Below are 16,205 nucleotides of genomic sequence, written 5' to 3'. Positions count from 1 at the left end.
TCAAGCTCCCTTCGCCGCCTGGAACAGCTCCGCCCTCGGGTCATGCCCCGCGGTCGCCTTGCGGTATGCCTCCAGTGCGTCCCTGGCCTCGGTACCGAGGTCGGTGGGCACGGTCACCTCGACGGTGACCAGGAGGTCGCCCCGGGTGCCGTCCTTGCGGACCGCTCCCTTGCCGCGGGCCCGCATCGTACGCCCATTCGGCGTACCGGCCGGTAGCTTGAGCGTCACGGACGGGCCGCCGAGCGTCGGCACCTTGACCTCGCCGCCGAGCGCCGCCTCGGTGAACGTGACCGGCACCGTGACGGTGAGGTTGTCGCCCTTGCGGCCGAAGACCGGGTGGGCGTCGACGTGGACCACGACGTACAGATCGCCGGCCGGTCCGCCGCGCTCGCCCGGAGCGCCCTTGCCGCGCAGCCGGATGCGCTGCCCGTCGGAGACGCCCGCCGGGATGCGCACCTGCATGGTCTTCGAGGAGCGGGCCCGGCCGCTGCCCTTGCAGACCTCGCAGGGGTCCTGGGCGATCAGGCCGCGGCCCTTGCAGTCCACGCACGGGTCGGTGAGCGAGAAGCCGCCGCCGCTGCCGCGCGAGACCTGACCGGTGCCGACACAGGTCGGGCAGACCCTGGGCGTGCCGTTCTTGTCACCGGTGCCGGAGCACGCCTTGCAAGGGGCCTGGCTGGACATCCGGAGCGGGACCGTGGCCCCGTCGACCGCCTCGGTGAAGCTCAGCGTCACCTCGGACTCGATGTCCTGGCCGCGCCGCGGCTGCACCCTCGTACCGGCGCCGCCGCCCCGGTTGAAGAGGCCGCCGAACACGTCGCCGAGGCCACCGCCGCCGAAACCGCCGGCGCCGCCCTGGCCCCCGCCCGGGGCGCCTCCGAAGAGGTCCCCCAGGTCGAAGTTGAAGTTGCCCTGGGCGCCGCCCGGCCCGGCGCGGAAGCCGCCGTTGCCGAAGAGGGCGCGCGCCTCGTCGTACTCCTTGCGCCTCTTGGTGTCACCGAGGACGTCATTCGCCTCGGAGATCTCCTTGAAGCGTTCCTCCGCCTTGTCGTCGCCCTTGTTGGCGTCCGGGTGGAACTCGCGGGCGAGCTTCCGGTACGCCTTCTTGATCTCGGCGTCGGTGGCGTCCTTGGGGACGCCGAGAACCTTGTAGTAGTCCTTCTCGACGAAGTCCTTCGTACTCATCGACGTCCCTCCTTCCGGACGACCGGCCGGGAGCCTCCCGCCCGGGCGGTGCCGGGCCCGCAGGCCCTGGTACCGACCGGACGGGAGGCCCGGGTGGCCGGGCGGTGTGCTGCCAGGTGATCGGACGGAATGTCAGACCTCCTCGCCGCCACCGCTCTCCTCGTCGTCTGCCTTCTCTTCCTTCGCGGCCGCGGGAGCCGCCCCCGGCTGGGGTTCGGCGACCGCGACCCGCGCGGGGCGGATGGTGCGCTCGCCGATCCGGTAGCCGGGCTGCAGGATCGCCACGCAGGTCGTCTCCGTGACGTCCGGCGCGTAGCTGTGCATCAGGGCCTCGTGGACCGTCGGGTCGAAGGGCTCGCCCTCCTTGCCGAACTGCTGGAGGCCCAGCTTCGCGACGACCGTCTCCAGCGATTCGGCCACCGACTTGAACCCGCCCACGAGCTCGCCGTGCTCCCGGGCCCGGCCGACGTCGTCCAGGACGGGCAGCAGCTCGGACAGGAGGTTCGCGACGGCGATCTCCTTGACCGTGACCCGGTCCCGCTCCACGCGGCGGCGGTAGTTCTGGTATTCGGCCTGGAGCCGCTGGAGGTCGGTGGTGCGCTCGTTGAGCGCGCTGCGTGCCTGATCCAGCTGCGCGGTCAGGGCCGTGTTCTCGTTCGCGTCCCCGGCCGGGGCCGCCGCCTCCTCCTCGGAGGGGGTGGCGGCCTTCGGCTCGGCGTCGTCAGAGGTGGCGCCGGAGGGGACGTCGGGCTTCTCCTCGAAGCCCGGAGTCTCCTCGGTCACGCCGCACCGCCCTTGGAGTCCTTCTCGTCGTCCACGATCTCGGCGTCGACCACGTCGTCCTGGGCGTCGCCCTGGGCCTGCTCGGCACCCGGCTGCGCGTCACCCTGCGGGCCGCCCTCGGCCTGGGCGTTGGCGTACATCGCCTGGCCCAGCTTCTGGGAGACGGCCGCGACCTTCTCGGTGGCCGTGCGGATCTCGGCGGAGTCCTCGCCCTTGAGCTTCTCCTTCAGCTCGCTGACCGCGGTCTCCACCTCCGTCTTCACGTCGGCCGGGACCTTGTCCTCGTTGTCCTTGAGGAACTTCTCCGTCTGGTAGACGAGCTGCTCGCCCTGGTTGCGCGACTCGGCGGCCTCGCGGCGGGCGTGGTCCTCCTCCGCGTACTTCTCGGCCTCCTCACGCATCCGGTTGACCTCGTCCTTCGGCAGCGAGGAGCCGCCGGTGACGGTCATCTTCTGCTCCTTGCCGGTGCCGAGGTCCTTGGCCGTCACGTGCATGATGCCGTTGGCGTCGATGTCGAAGGAGACCTCGATCTGCGGGACACCGCGCGGGGCCGGCGGCAGACCGGTCAGCTCGAACATCCCGAGCTTCTTGTTGTACGCCGCGATCTCGCGCTCGCCCTGGTAGACCTGGATCTGCACGGACGGCTGGTTGTCCTCGGCCGTCGTGAAGATCTCGGACCGCTTGGTCGGGATCGTGGTGTTGCGCTCGATGAGCTTGGTCATGATGCCGCCCTTGGTCTCGATACCGAGGGACAGCGGGGTGACGTCGAGGAGCAGGACGTCCTTGACCTCGCCCTTGAGGACACCGGCCTGGAGCGAGGCGCCGATGGCGACGACCTCGTCCGGGTTCACACCCTTGTTGGCCTCCTGGCCGCCGGTCAGCTCCTTGACGAGCTCGGCGACGGCCGGCATGCGGGTGGAGCCACCGACGAGAACGACGTGGTCGATCTCGGAGAGCTGGATGCCCGCGTCCTTGATGACGTTGTGGAACGGGGTCTTGCAGCGGTCCAGGAGGTCCGCGGTGAGCTGCTGGAACTGCGAGCGCGTGAGCTTCTCGTCCAGGTGCAGCGGGCCCTCGGCCGACGCCGTGATGTACGGCAGGTTGATCGTGGTCTCCGTCGAGGAGGACAGCTCGATCTTCGCCTTCTCCGCGGCCTCGCGGAGACGCTGGAGAGCCATCTTGTCCTTGGACAGGTCCACGCCGTGCCCGTTGGCGAACTGCTTCACCAGGTAGTCGACGACGCGCTGGTCCCAGTCGTCACCACCGAGGTGGTTGTCACCGTTGGTGGCCTTCACCTCGACGACGCCGTCGCCGATCTCCAGGAGGGACACGTCGAAGGTGCCGCCACCGAGGTCGAAGACGAGGATCGTCTGGTCGTCCTTGTCGAGCCCGTACGCCAGCGCGGCGGCGGTCGGCTCGTTGACGATGCGCAGGACGTTCAGGCCCGCGATCTCGCCGGCCTCCTTGGTCGCCTGGCGCTCGGAGTCGTTGAAGTACGCCGGGACGGTGATCACCGCGTCGGTGACCTTCTCGCCCAGGTAGGACTCCGCGTCACGCTTCAGCTTCTGCAGGATGAAGGCGCTCATCTGCTGCGGGTTGAAGCTCTTGCCGTCCAGGTCGATCTTCCAGTCAGTGCCCATGTGGCGCTTGACGGAGCGGATGGTCCTGTCGACGTTGGTCACAGCCTGGCGCTTGGCGACCTCGCCGACCAGCACCTCGCCGTTCTTCGCGAAGGCGACGACGGACGGCGTGGTCCTGGCGCCCTCTGCGTTGGTGATGACGGTGGGCTCGCCGCCTTCGAGAACGCTGACGACGGAGTTAGTCGTGCCCAGGTCGATGCCGACCGCACGTGCCATTTCGATTCCTCCAACTGACTACTTGAGTGGATCTGACTCAAGGATGCACGACTCCCCTCCCGGAGTCAACAGACCTGAGTCGGGCCGACTCAACTTAGGTGCACCCAGTGCGCGCCATCGGCGACACCTGACGCCTCACGCGCCGCACAGCCCTCCCCCATCATGGCCACATGGGATCGTTCTGTCACAAAATGCCGCAAGCAGCACACGATGCGGCATTCGATTCGCCGATTGCAGGCAGGTGCGAACGATGCGTACGCAGAGACAGTGGGGAAGAGGACCCCGGCCGCGCCCCTGGCGCCCGCCTCGCATCTCCCGCCCGGCGGCCGCGCGCGCCTCCCTGCGAGCCCTGCTGCCCGCACCCCTTCCCCGCCCGACCGCCAAACGCACCCTCGATCTGGTCCTGGGTTCGGCCCTGCTGCTCCTCGCCTCCCCTTTACTGGCGGCCGCCGCCCTGGGGCTGGCCGTACGCGGCCGCCGCGTGACGAGGTGCTCCACGCGCACCGGCCTGCACGGCCGCCCCTTCGTCCTGCGCTCCCTGGACACCCGGTGGCTGAAGCTGGACGTGGTCGCGCGCCTGCACCACGTGGTACGCGGCGATCTCTCCCTCGTCGGCCCGGCACCGCTCGCCCCGGACGACGCACGGAACGGCACCGGGGGCGCACGGCGCTGGCGCCAGGAACTGAAGCCCGGGCTGACCGGCCTGGCCCAGGTGCGGCACCGTTCGGGGATGCCGTGGGACGAGGCGGACCTCCTGGACCAGCACTACGCCGCGCACCAGGGGCTGCGGCTGGACCTCGCGGTCCTCGCCGAGGCCGTACGCGTACCCCTGCGCGAGGCGGCCCACACCCTGCCGTGGCCCGGCAAGGCACGCCTGAGCGACACAGATCACCGCCTGCCCGGCTACAGGACAGCGGAATAAGTGGGTAGTGTCGGCACAGACTGATTAAGTTACTGCTTAGTAGTAGCGATACTCGTAGTCCCGGTGGTCACTGGAAGACGCAGTACTCGCTAGTAGACGCTGGATCGATCCCACCTCGCAGGCCCGAGGAGCCCCCAATGCAACTCGCCGCGATCATCGTGTCGCTGGTGCTGACCGTGGTCGGCGTTGCGCTCATCGCCCGAGCCGTCGCGCAGATCTACCGGTTCGTCACGCTCGGACAGCCGGTCCCGGCCGGCAGCCGCACCGACTCCGTGAAACAGCGCACGATCACGCTGGCCAAGGAGTTCGTCGGCCACACCAGGATGAACCGGTGGGGCGTCATCGGCGTCGCCCACTGGTTCGTCGCCGTCGGCTTCCTGACCCTGGGCCTGACCATCGTCACGGCGTACGGTCAGCTGTTCAAGGCCGACTGGGTCCTGCCCGTCCTCGGCGGCTGGCTGCCGTACGAGGTGTACACGGAGTTCATCGCGCTCGCGACCACCGTGGGCATCCTCGTCCTCATCGCCATCCGCCAGCTGAACCTGCCCTCCCGGGCCGGCCGCAAGTCGCGTTTCGCGGGTTCGAAGATGGGCCAGGCGTACTTCGTCGAAGCCGTCATCCTCGTCATCGGTCTCGCGATCATGACGCTCCGCGGCCTTGAGGGCGCGCTGCACCACGTCGACGGCTACGAGGCCGCGTACTTCGCCTCGTATCCGCTGGTCGCGGCGTTCAAGGGGCTCAGCCTCGGCACGCTCCAGAACCTCGTCTACCTCACCGCCATGATCAAGCTCGGGGTCACCATGACCTGGGCGATCACCGTCGGGCTCAACACCAACATGGGTGTCGCCTGGCACCGCTTCCTGGCCTTCCCGAACATCTGGTTCAAGCGGAACGCCGACGGCGCGGTGGCGCTGGGCGCGCTGCAGCCGATGACCACGGGCGGCAAGGAGATCGACTGGGAGGACCCGGCCGACGACGCCGTGTTCGGTGTCTCCCAGGTCGAGCAGTTCTCCTGGAAGGGCATCCTCGACTTCTCCACCTGCACCGAGTGCGGCCGCTGCCAGTCGCAGTGCCCCGCCTGGAACACCGGCAAGCCGCTCTCCCCGAAGCTCCTGATCATGTCCCTGCGCGACCACGCGCACGCCAAGGCCCCCTACCTGCTGGCCGGCGGCGGCAAGGACATGGAGGGCGAGGAGAAGGCGACCGAGGAGCAGCTGAAGGACGTCCCCGCGGCCGCCCTCGCGGAGGCCGAGCGCCCGCTGATCGGGACGGTCGAGGAGAACGGCGTCATCGACCCGGACGTCCTCTGGTCCTGCACCACCTGCGGTGCGTGCGTGGAGCAGTGCCCGGTCGACATCGAGCACGTCGACCACATCGTCGACATGCGCCGCTACCAGGTGATGATCGAGTCCGCGTTCCCGTCCGAGGCGGGGACCATGCTCAAGAACCTGGAGAAGAAGGGCAACCCCTGGGGGCTGGCCAAGAAGCAGCGCGTCGAGTGGACCAAGGAGGTCGACTTCGAGGTCCCGATCGTCGGCAAGGACGTCGAGGACCTCACCGAGGTCGACTACCTCTACTGGGTCGGCTGCGCCGGCGCCCTGGAGGACCGCGCCAAGAAGACCACCAAGGCCTTCGCGGAGCTGCTGCACATCGCGGGCGTCAAGTTCGCGATCATGGGCGGCGACGAGAAGTGCACCGGTGACTCGGCCCGCCGTCTGGGCAACGAGCCGCTGTTCCAGCAGCTCGGCGCGGAGAACGTGGCGATGCTGAACATGGCCTTCGGCGAGGACGACGAGGACGACTCGACCAAGAAGGCCAAGGCCGCGAAGAAGATCGTCGCGACCTGCCCGCACTGCTTCAACACGATCGCGAACGAGTACCCGCAGCTCGGCGGCGAGTACGAGGTCATCCACCACACCCAGCTGCTCCAGCACCTCGTCGACGAGGGCAAGCTGATCCCGGTGACCCCGGTCGAGGGCCTGATCACGTACCACGACCCCTGCTACCTGGGCCGTCACAACAAGATCTACACGCCCCCGCGCGAGATCATCGCGAAGGTGCCGGGCCTCCGGAACGAGGAGATGCACCGCCACAAGGAGCGCGGCTTCTGCTGCGGCGCCGGTGGTGCCCGGATGTGGATGGAGGAGCGGATCGGCAAGCGCATCAACAACGAGCGCGTGGACGAGGCCCTCTCGCTCAACCCGGACATCGTCTCGACGGCCTGCCCGTTCTGCCTGGTCATGCTGACCGACTCGGTCAACGGCAAGAAGAACGACGGCAAGGCGAAGGAGTCCGTCCAGGTGGTGGACGTGTCGCAGCTGCTGCTCGACTCCGTGAAGACCCCGGCCGACCCGGCGGGCGACCCGGAGCCGGCGGACGAACCGGAGCCGGAACCGGCGAAGTAGCCGGACCGGCGTCACGGTGCGGTGAAGCGGTCGGACCTGCCTCGGGGGCAGGACCGGCCGCTTCCGCGTTTCCGCTCCGGCAGGGTGGGGAAAGCCCCCCGGGGTTCCCTTAGGGGATGTCACAGCTGGGCGTCAAAGGCCGGTACTTCCCCGGCCCCGGGCCCCCGTAACCGGCGGACCGGGTACGTTCGATGACGTGGCTGGATTCAGGATCGGACGCGGCCGGGACAACCGCACCCCGCAGCAAGGGCAACAGCAACCGCGGCAGCAGCCGTACGGCAATCAGGCACCGCCGCCGTACGGGCAGCAGCAATGGCCGCCCTCGGGAGGACAGGGCGCCCCGCACCACGCCGCACCGGGTCACCACGGCGGACACCGGGGGAACGGCGGCTACCCGGGCGGCGGCTACACCGGCGCGGGCCCCGACGAGCCGGAGTACTTCACCGACCCGACGCCGTACCCGTATCCCCAGGGCCCCAACCCCGGCGACCCGTACGCGAACAACCCGGGCCACACGCAGGCGTTCCGCATCGACGAGGAGCCGTACAGCGACGGCAACGCCTACCGCGCCGGCCACGCGCCCGCGGCACCGATGGGCCCGCGCCTGCACTGGAAGCAGCTGCTCAGCGGCATCGTGACGCGCCCCGGCCCGACGTTCTGGCAGATGCGCGACTACGCGGTCTGGGGCCCCGCCCTGATCGTGACGTTCCTCTACGGCCTGCTGGCGCTCTTCGGCTTCGACCAGGCCCGCGACGACGCGATCCACTCCCCGGTCTCCACCGCCGTCCCCTACGTGATCCTCACGGGCGTCTGCTTCGTGCTCGGCGGCCTGGTGCTGGGCGCGGTCACCCACACGCTGGCCCGCCAGCTCGGCGGTGACGGCGCGTGGCAGCCGACGGTGGGCCTGTCCATGCTGATCATGTCGATCACGGACGTCCCACGCCTGGTCTTCGCGATGTTCCTGGGCGGCGAGAACGCGCTGGTCGTCATCCTCGGCTGGGTGACCTGGCTGGCCGCGGCGGCGCTCCTCACCTCGATGGTGAGCAAGTCGCACGACCTGCCGTGGCCGAAGGCGCTGGGCGCGTCGGCGATCCAGCTGCTGGCACTGGTCTCGATCCTGAAGCTGGGCACGATCTGACGGCGGCGCCGCGCGTACGGAAAAGGGCCCCGGGATGACCGGGGCCCTTTCGCCTGCTGACGCGATCACGCGTCGAGAACCTGCCCGCCGCGCCGTACGACGGGCTTCTCCACACTCCACGGGAAGTTGATCCAGCGATCGGTCTTCTTCCACACGTACTCGCACTTCACGAGCGAATGCGACTTCTCGTAGATGACCGCGGACCGCACCTCGGCGACGTGGTCGATGCAGAAGTCGCGCACCAGCTTCAGCGTCTTGCCGGTGTCGGCGACGTCGTCCGCGATCAGGACCTTCTTGTCCGAGAAGTCGATGACGTTGGGCACGGGTGCCAGCATGACCGGCATCTCCAGGGTGGTGCCCACGCCGGTGTAGAACTCCACGTTCACCAGGTGGATGTTCTTGCAGTCCAGCGCGTACGCCAGACCGCCCGCGACGAACACCCCGCCGCGCGCGATGCTCAGCACCACGTCCGGCTCGTACCCGTCGTCGGCCACGGCCTGCGCCAGCTCCCGCACGGCGTGCCCGAAGCCGTCGTACGTCAGGTTCTCCCGTACATCGTCAGTCATCGGGACCTCACACCTGCGTCCGGTGGAAATTCATGAAGGAGCGCGACGCGGTGGGACCGCGCTGCCCCTGATAGCGCGACCCGTACCGCTCGGAGCCGTAAGGGAACTCGGACGGAGAACTCAGCCGGAACATGCACAGCTGGCCGATCTTCATACCGGGCCAGAGCTTTATCGGCAGCGTGGCGAGATTCGACAGCTCCAGGGTCACGTGCCCGGAGAAGCCCGGGTCGATGAAGCCCGCCGTGGAATGCGTGACCAGCCCGAGCCGGCCGAGCGAACTCTTCCCCTCCAGCCGCGACGCGAGATCGTCGGGCAGCGAGATGACCTCGTACGTCGACGCCAGCACGAACTCCCCGGGGTGCAGGATGAACGCGTCGTCCCCCTCCGGTTCGACGGTGCGGGTCAGGTCCACCTGCTCGACGGCGGGGTCGATGTGCGGGTAGCGGTGGTTCTCGAACACCCGGAAATAGCGGTCGAGCCGCACGTCGATGCTCGACGGCTGCACCATCGACGCGTCGAATGGATCAATACGTACGCGTCCGGCGTCGATCTCGGCGCGGATGTCCTTGTCTGAGAGAAGCACCCACCGAGGATACGCAGAACGCGCGAGCCCGCCCTCATCGGGCCGCCCGCGCGCCTGTCGTCCGTCACCCGCCGCCGCTACCGCTGCTCGAACACCACGGGCACGGCATGCCGCAACCGAGCGCACCGGGGACACCGGATGAGCCGCCCGGGCCCGATCCGCCCTGCCCCGAGCTGCTGCATCGGAAACGAGGTGGTAGCGAAAACGTGCCCTTCGGCACAGCGGACGACGGTGCGCTCCATGGAGTCCATCAAGTCCCTTCCCCATCAAGCCGTGGACGAGACCGCCACATTAGGGGATGAACAGAACCCGCCTCCACGCGGCACTCCGACCACCCACGCTACGCCCCCAACTCCCGCCACACGCACAGCCGATCCGGGACGTCTCCGCGAGCGGATCGCGATGGGGTACAGTATGCGAGGATGCGCCGCTGGAAACAGCGTCCGCCATTTTCGCGGGTGTAGTTTAATGGTAGAACATGAGCTTCCCAAGCTCAGAGCGCGAGTTCGATTCTCGTCACCCGCTCCATGATGAAGGCCCTGGTCGGAGACCAGGGCCTTGTTTGTTGTCTAGACCATTTTTAGGGCTCGTGCCATTCGCGTGCCATAACGACCCTTCTCATCAGCGTCGATAGTGGATCCGCCACGCCTGAGGGCGAGCTCTCCACCACCGGGTCCCGCATCGCGAGATCGATTCCAAGTGCCCTGCGTCACGAGCACGGGTGCGGACTGTCTGCTCCTTTGCGATCAACGCCGCGCAGCGCGTGGGGCGGATGGTCCCGGAGAACGCGGCACCAGCGGGTGAACGGTCGCGCCACCACTCCCTGAACCTGTAGCCGCCTGCTGGCGGCGTACGTCGAGATCGATGTTGGCGGCAAGCCTGCGCTGATGCTCCTTGGTGGAGTGCTGATAGATCAGTTGCGCGCGCTCGGATGACTGGCCGGCTCGGACCATGAGGTCCTTGAGCTTGGCACCGGTGTCGGCCGCCAGCGTGTTGCCCGTGTGCCGCAGGTCGTAGAAGCGGAAGCCTTCGGGCAGCCCCACCTTGTCCCGGGCCCTGCGCCACTTGCGGCCGAACGTGGTGCCGCGCAGTACCGCCCCCCTCTCGCCGATGAAAACGAGCCCGTCCGGCCCCGGCTGGGCGAACCACTCCAGGTGCCGACGGACGTCCTCGTGGAGGAAGGACGGCAGCACGATCTCTCGTCGGCCCGCGCGGGACTTGGGAGCACCGACCACGCGGTGACCTGTGTTGAGCTCCGGTGCGGCACGGCGAACCCAGAGCGTGCCGGCGTCGAGGTCCACGTCCCGCCGCCGAAGCTCGGCGAGTTCCTCGGGTCGCATCGAGGCGAAGGCACCGAGCAGAACCATGAGGCGCCAGCGCAAACCGATCGCCTCTGCCGCGGCGAAGACCTGCTCGACCGTCGCCACGGGACGCTCGTCGGCGTCCTCGCGGCCTGCCCCGCGGATACGGCAGGGGTTCTTGCGCAGCATGTCGTCCTCGACGGCGGTCTCCATCACGGCTTTGAGGAGCCGGTACGACTTGGCCACCGTGGTGGCACCGGTTGCGGACAACCGCTCCGCCCGCCAGGCTCTGACCCGAGCGGGGCTGATCATGTTGACGTTCATCTCGCCGAACGTCGGCTCCAGGTGGAGCCGGAACAGCCGGCGGTACAACTCAGCAGTGGTCGGGGCGAGGCCGCGTTCAGCGATCCAGCGCGTGGTGTAGTCGGCGAACAAGACCTCGCCGGCGGTCGGGTCGAGCCAGTCGCCCCGCATCTGGTCCGCTTGGACCTGGACGAGGAACGCCTCTGCATCGCGTCTGGTCTCGAAGGTTTCCGGCGCGGGCCGAAGGATGTCATCGGCCGTGTTGGGGTAGCGGGCCTGATAGCGCCCCGAGGGCAGTTGTCGTATCGCGCCGAACGTGCGGCGCGGAGCCTTCTGGCGCGGACGGGCCATCAGGCCGCAGCCCTGAACCCGGAGCGGCGAGTACGGACCGGCTCGACCGTACTCGCCTCTACGTAAGCGTCCAGCGCGGTGTCGGAGATGCGGACGTGCTTGCCGACCTTGACGTATCGGATACGGCGCTCGGATACGAGCCGGCGGATGAATCGCTCGCCGACACCGAGACGTTCGGCTGCCTCGGCCACGCCGAGAAGGCGGTCAGCCATTCGAGACCGCCTCCTCCCACGTGTCGGCGGGCCATGGGGTGGTGATCACTGCGGGTCGGGGCAAGGGTGTTCCTTCTACGAGGCGGCGGGTCAACAACCGATGCGCCCAAGCGGGGCATGCCTACGGAGGCAGACGTACAGGCATCGCGACCGAGTCGAGCTATCGCGATGCTCCCGCTGGGACTATTTCGGCGTCCCGTAGTGATACCTCTGCATCGCCGGTTTGGTTAACCGGCGATGTGCGTCTATGTTGCCTCGCCTCCCAGCAGATTTCGGGAGTACCGAAGTTGGGGATCCGGCTCACATTTTGCTGACCTGAAGCCGAAGGCGGATCGGTCACGGGCACCCCCGGCACGAACTTCTTGGTGAACGGCCGATTCGGGTCTATCGTCTTTGGACCGCGTTCCACCGGCGTTCGCCGTCGGCTGCTCGCTTTGTGCGAAGTAACCCTGGACTTGCGCGAGGCGATGTGGCTTCCTTCTTGGTCCAGTCGCTGAAATGAAGGCCGTCCGGATCGGTCTTCGGTGCGCCAGCTCCGTCCGACGGCAGCACCGCCGTCGCGCGATTCGCAGCCACCGCCACCACCCCCTGCTTCGAGGAGGCGCCGAACCATGAGCCACGATGCCCGCGTCTGGGTATGGGACCACAGCCTCAGCAAAGGCACTGCCCGCATGGTCCTCACCTTGATCGCCGATCGCTGCATCGACCACACCTGCACGGCCTACGCCTCCGTCCCAGCCCTGATGCGCCGCGCGAACGCGTCGCGCAGCGCCGTTCGGGACGCGCTGGACAAACTGGTCGCCAGCGGCGAGATAACCCGCCTCGACGGACGCAAAGGGCCTCGCGGGGAAACGTATTACTGCCTCCCCGAAGCCGCCCGTTTCATGACCGAGGACGTTCGAAATCCGACCCACCAGGAGGGCCAGATTCCAACCCTCCAGGTACCGGAATCCGATACCTCCAGCAGCAATGCGGACGGGCCGGATTCTGACCCCGGGGTACAGAATCCGACCCCGGGGGGTGCCGGATTCCGGCACCTCAGGGGACCTGAATCCGACCCCCAGAACAGAAGTGAACCAATAGGAACCAGTAGGTACAGCAGCAGTGCCCCCATCCATGCCTCTCAATGGCAGATCGACGCGGGCAGCGAATCCTGGCTGCGGAGCGAGGGGCACCTCACCCGCCTTGGCGAGGAGGGCGTACGAGTGGCGGATGACAAGTGGCGGGCCTTCCGGGCCGGCGGGTCTCCGCGCTCGGGTGCCGCGTGGGGTGCCGACTGGCGAGCGTGGATCACTCGCGAGCGGAGCCCCGCTCCAGTAGCGCCGCGCTCGGCTACCAGCCCCAGTGGCGGTTCAGCGAGCGCCAGGATGACCCGGCCGGAGGCGCACCTGGCAGCTCTGCTGGCGGCCCTCGCTGAACCGGTCCCGACGGTGTAGCGCCCTCGCCTGTTCGGCCTGTCCGCAAAGTGCGGGGACAGCGGGGACCGGTCCCCGCGCAACTCGGTCCCCTGGGGACGGTCCCCCTGACGGGCAGTCGGGGACCGGTCCCCACCAAGCTCCTTCATGTCCCCGTCCTACTTCGGGGACCGGTCCCCGAAGAGGACGGGAAACCGCAGGTCAGTGGGGACCGTCTACGCCATACGGTCGGCCCCCCCGAGCTCACGCCTCAGAGCTGCGAGCTGCGGAACCAAGCCAGCGGGGACCGGCAGCCGCCTCAGTCGGTCCCCGCCGCGTATGCAACGACCGTGGCCCAGGTCCCTCGTACCGGCATCGCTCTTCATGCCGATGGCGTCCGAGACGCGCGGTGAACTCGGCAGCCGCCAAATCGAGAGCAATGACGTCGTCCATGCAGCAATCCGCCCCGGTCGCCCCTCACCCACGAAGGCCCTGACCTAGCCCCGCTCAGCGCAACCGTCCAGGGCCGAAGACCGGTCACCGTACGACGCCCAATCCCCACTTTGGAAAGAGACCCATGCACGGCGCGCAGCACGAACCCCCCAGCAGACCGCAACAGCAGATAACTCGCCCCCAGGCACCAGGCGGAGCCTGGTATGGCGTTGGACCGTCCAAAGGCCGGTCCAACGCCGTGCCCGCCCCAGGGGTGGCGGGGATACCTGGGAGCGAGGGCGCTCCCAGGTCGAACGACGGCGTGGTGCGGGCCACTGAAGAGGCCGCGCTCCACCGGGTCGCCATCCGTCGTGCGCGCCAGGACGTCCAGCGCACCGAGCGAGTCGATGTCCGCTACAGCGCGGAGGAGAAGAGCGAGATCAAGGCCGAGGCGCATCGGCTCGGGCTGGCCGGCGCTCACTTCGTCGGGGCCCTGGTCATGGCCCACCTCCACGGCGACTACGCGTTGCCCGACCGGCGCACTGCGACGGACGACTTGATCGACGAGCTGGCCGCGCTGCGTACGCAGGTCGCGCGGATCGGTACGAACGTCAACCAGATCGCCCACCGCCTCAACGCGGGAGGCGATCCACACCCTGGGGACAAGACGGTGCTGACGGAGGCCGCGCGGGTTCTGGTCCTGGCCCGCCAGGCAGCCACAACGATCGACATCGCCGCCGACGTGGCCGCCACACAGCACCGGGCCATCTGATTGATCGCGAACATCGTCAAACCCGGCCACAAGACCCGCGGCGTCCTGAACTACCTCTACGGACCCGGCCGTGCCAACGAGCACACCGACCCTCACCTCATCGCCTCGTGGGACGGCTTCGCCCCCGACCCCGGCCGTGACTCGGAGGCCACCCTCGCCCAACTCACCACTGCCCTCGACCTACGCGTAAAGCAGGCCAGGGACAAGGCGCCGAAGGAACATGTGTGGCACTGCTCGGTCCGGGCCGCACCCGAGGACCGGGCCCTGTCGGACGAGCAGTGGGCCACCGTCGCCCGCCGCGTGCTCAATGCCACCGACATCGCTCCGGACGGCGACCCCGACGCCTGCCGGTGGGTCGCCGTACGCCACGCGGAAGACCACATCCACATCGTCGCCACCAAGGTCCGAGGCGATCTCCGCCCAGCACGGAACTGGAACGACTTCCTGCGCGCCGACAAGGAACTCATCGCCGTCGAGAAGGAATACGGGCTCCGCCAGGTTCCGCGCGGAGACCGCACCGCCGCCAAACGCCCCACCCGCGCTGAGCAGGAGAAGTCCCGCCGCACGGGCAATGCCCGCACCTCCCGCGAACACCTGCGCACCATCGTCCGCACGGCAGTCTCGGCGGCCACGACCGCAGCGGAGCTCTTCCAGATCATCGAGGGGACCGGTGCCCTCGTCGACGTTCAGTACTTCCCTTCCGGCGACGTCCGCGGCTACAAGGTCGCCCTCAGCGATGACACCAACGCCCAGGGCGAGCCGGTGTGGTTCTCCGGATCCACCCTCGCCCCCGACCTTTCCTATCCCAAGATCGCCGAACGCCTGACAGCCACCGCGACAAAACTGACGGAGCAGACTGGCACCTCACCCTGGCGGCGGTTCGCCATCGCCGTCGACCAGACGCCTGACCACCTCGCCCACGACGAGGACGAGGCAGGACAGGCCCACATCACCGTCCTAGCCGAGGCCCTCGACGCACTCCCTCTGGTAGCCCCTGTCGGCCTCCGGCCACAGCTCGTCCAAGCCGCCACCGTCTTCGAGCGCGCCGCCCGATCTCGCATCCCCGCCCAGCACCAGCAGGCCCAGGCCACCCGCTGCGCGGTGAAGGCGGTCCTGCGCGAGCCCGCCCCGCAGGACGGGGCCCTCCTCACGATCGTCCTCGACGCCCTCCTGCTCGCGGTCATCGCCGCCCAGCACTGGCATCGCGCCCGGCAACACCACCAGCAGGCTGAAGCCGCCCGCCAGACCGTCACGCACCTCCGCGCCGCCTACCGGGCCACCGCCACCGAGCCCCTGACCACGCTTCGGCAGCGCGGGGAACGGCTGACTGAGACTCGGCGTCGCCGACACGAAAACACACTGCGTCGGGCCCTTCCCGAGCTGGCCGAACAGATTCTCGCGGAGCCCGGCTGGCCGGCACTCGCCGCCACGCTCGCGCGGGCCGAAGCCGTCGGCCATAAGCCCACCGCTCTCCTCACCGAAGCCACTGCCCGACGACAAACCGACACCGCCACCAGCCTCAGCGAAGTCCTCACCTGGCGCCTCCACCGCCTCGCCGACCTGACCGCCGGCACCACCAGCAACGCCCCGGCATCTCCGCCGGCCGCCTACCGCCCGACCAACACCCGCCAGCAGCGCCGCGCGCGCTGAACCTCACCTCAAGGAGCCCAATCTGGAGATCTACCCCATCGCCAGCATCTTCCCGAGGCTCGACCCCGACGAGGTACTCACCCTCGCCGAATCGATCAAGATCGAGGGTCTGCACCAAGACATCGTGTTGGATACGGACGGCGTCCTCCTCGACGGGCGCAACCGGCTCGCCGCCTGTGTGAGGTCTGGGCCCGAGGGGCGTAGTCATCAGCCGGCAGAGGACAGTCCCGTCACACGTCGCGTTCCCTGAGGGAACAGCGCAGGCGTTCACTCAGGGAACGCCTGCCTTGTTCCTTAAGGGAACAGGCAGCTCCCGGGACAGGGAGCACAGACCAGCACCCATGCCCAGTGG

The 16,205-nt window shown here is 68.6% G+C and carries 12 protein-coding genes and 1 tRNA gene; 6 read left to right on the top strand and 7 right to left on the bottom strand.

Translation table 11 applies throughout. The features are described 5' to 3' along the window. From dnaJ to dnaK, 3 genes are all read right to left on the bottom strand, one after another. Positions 1–1,185 (bottom strand): molecular chaperone DnaJ, encoded by a 1,185-nt coding sequence (gene dnaJ / locus ABZ565_RS18660; RefSeq protein ID WP_361027606.1) that lies wholly within the window; start codon positions 1,183–1,185, stop codon positions 1–3. A gap of 132 nt (positions 1,186–1,317) precedes the next feature. Then, positions 1,318–1,968 carry a nucleotide exchange factor GrpE gene (gene grpE / locus ABZ565_RS18655; protein WP_361027603.1) on the bottom strand — a complete coding sequence of 217 codons (651 nt, stop codon included), beginning with the start codon at positions 1,966–1,968 and terminating at the stop codon, positions 1,318–1,320. Further along, positions 1,965–3,824 carry a molecular chaperone DnaK gene (dnaK, locus tag ABZ565_RS18650; RefSeq protein ID WP_361027600.1) on the bottom strand — a complete coding sequence of 620 codons (1,860 nt, stop codon included), beginning with the start codon at positions 3,822–3,824 and terminating at the stop codon, positions 1,965–1,967. The genes grpE and dnaK overlap by 4 nt, the downstream gene beginning before the upstream one ends. 250 nt (positions 3,825–4,074) lie before the next feature. Between dnaK and ABZ565_RS18645 the strand changes: the two genes are divergently transcribed. The 3 genes from ABZ565_RS18645 (at position 4,075) to ABZ565_RS18635 (ending at position 8,289) form a co-directional block, all read left to right on the top strand. Further along, on the top strand, positions 4,075–4,746 hold the full coding sequence (locus ABZ565_RS18645) for a sugar transferase (RefSeq protein WP_361027597.1): 672 nt from the start codon (positions 4,075–4,077) through the stop codon (positions 4,744–4,746). Positions 4,747–4,883: 137 nt separating this feature from the next. After that, on the top strand, positions 4,884–7,151 hold the full coding sequence (locus ABZ565_RS18640) for a (Fe-S)-binding protein (protein WP_361027594.1): 2,268 nt from the start codon (positions 4,884–4,886) through the stop codon (positions 7,149–7,151). Between the two features lie 196 nt (positions 7,152–7,347). Continuing rightward, positions 7,348–8,289: a Yip1 family protein gene (locus ABZ565_RS18635; RefSeq protein WP_361027591.1), complete on the top strand. Its 942-nt coding sequence runs from the start codon at positions 7,348–7,350 to the stop codon at positions 8,287–8,289. A gap of 65 nt (positions 8,290–8,354) precedes the next feature. Here ABZ565_RS18635 and ABZ565_RS18630 read toward each other — a convergent pair whose 3' ends face one another. Together ABZ565_RS18630 and dcd are read right to left on the bottom strand one after the other, a co-directional pair. Then, positions 8,355–8,855, bottom strand: coding sequence for a phosphoribosyltransferase (locus ABZ565_RS18630; protein ID WP_361027588.1), 501 nt, complete (start codon positions 8,853–8,855; stop codon positions 8,355–8,357). 7 nt (positions 8,856–8,862) lie between these two features. Continuing rightward, the gene (dcd, locus tag ABZ565_RS18625; RefSeq protein ID WP_018102070.1) at positions 8,863–9,438 is read right to left on the bottom strand and encodes a dCTP deaminase; all 576 of its coding nucleotides are present in this window, start codon (positions 9,436–9,438) and stop codon (positions 8,863–8,865) included. A gap of 454 nt (positions 9,439–9,892) precedes the next feature. Here dcd and ABZ565_RS18620 point away from each other — a divergent pair. Further along, positions 9,893–9,966 (top strand) — tRNA-Gly (locus tag ABZ565_RS18620). A 218-nt stretch (positions 9,967–10,184) separates the two neighbouring features. Here the strand turns inward: ABZ565_RS18620 and ABZ565_RS18615 are convergent. Together ABZ565_RS18615 and ABZ565_RS18610 are read right to left on the bottom strand one after the other, a co-directional pair. Continuing rightward, on the bottom strand, positions 10,185–11,393 hold the full coding sequence (locus ABZ565_RS18615) for a tyrosine-type recombinase/integrase (protein WP_361027585.1): 1,209 nt from the start codon (positions 11,391–11,393) through the stop codon (positions 10,185–10,187). Beyond that, on the bottom strand, positions 11,393–11,605 hold the full coding sequence (locus ABZ565_RS18610) for an excisionase family DNA-binding protein (RefSeq protein ID WP_361027582.1): 213 nt from the start codon (positions 11,603–11,605) through the stop codon (positions 11,393–11,395). The genes ABZ565_RS18615 and ABZ565_RS18610 overlap by 1 nt, the downstream gene beginning before the upstream one ends. 2,148 nt (positions 11,606–13,753) lie before the next feature. Here ABZ565_RS18610 and mobC point away from each other — a divergent pair. Together mobC and ABZ565_RS18600 are read left to right on the top strand one after the other, a co-directional pair. Further along, a complete protein-coding gene (gene mobC / locus ABZ565_RS18605; protein ID WP_361027579.1) occupies positions 13,754–14,203 on the top strand; it encodes a plasmid mobilization relaxosome protein MobC in 450 nt (149 codons plus the stop codon). Beyond that, the gene (locus ABZ565_RS18600; protein WP_361027576.1) at positions 14,204–15,853 is read left to right on the top strand and encodes a mobilization protein; all 1,650 of its coding nucleotides are present in this window, start codon (positions 14,204–14,206) and stop codon (positions 15,851–15,853) included. Positions 15,854–16,205 lie beyond the last annotated feature (352 nt).

This window comes from Streptomyces sp. NPDC016469 (assembly GCF_040632905.1).
In the GTDB taxonomy this organism is placed as follows: domain Bacteria; phylum Actinomycetota; class Actinomycetes; order Streptomycetales; family Streptomycetaceae; genus Streptomyces.
This window is presented reverse-complemented; position numbering and strand designations above follow the sequence as displayed.

Coding starts and splice junctions, on each gene's coding strand:
- ABZ565_RS18645 (WP_361027597.1), top strand. CDS start 4,075: ATGCGTACGCAGAGACAGTGGGGAAGAGGACCCCGGCCGCGCCCCTGG.
- dnaJ (WP_361027606.1), bottom strand. CDS start 1,185: ATGAGTACGAAGGACTTCGTCGAGAAGGACTACTACAAGGTTCTCGGC.
- dnaK (WP_361027600.1), bottom strand. CDS start 3,824: ATGGCACGTGCGGTCGGCATCGACCTGGGCACGACTAACTCCGTCGTC.
- ABZ565_RS18630 (WP_361027588.1), bottom strand. CDS start 8,855: ATGACTGACGATGTACGGGAGAACCTGACGTACGACGGCTTCGGGCAC.
- ABZ565_RS18615 (WP_361027585.1), bottom strand. CDS start 11,393: ATGGCCCGTCCGCGCCAGAAGGCTCCGCGCCGCACGTTCGGCGCGATA.
- ABZ565_RS18640 (WP_361027594.1), top strand. CDS start 4,884: ATGCAACTCGCCGCGATCATCGTGTCGCTGGTGCTGACCGTGGTCGGC.
- ABZ565_RS18610 (WP_361027582.1), bottom strand. CDS start 11,605: ATGGCTGACCGCCTTCTCGGCGTGGCCGAGGCAGCCGAACGTCTCGGT.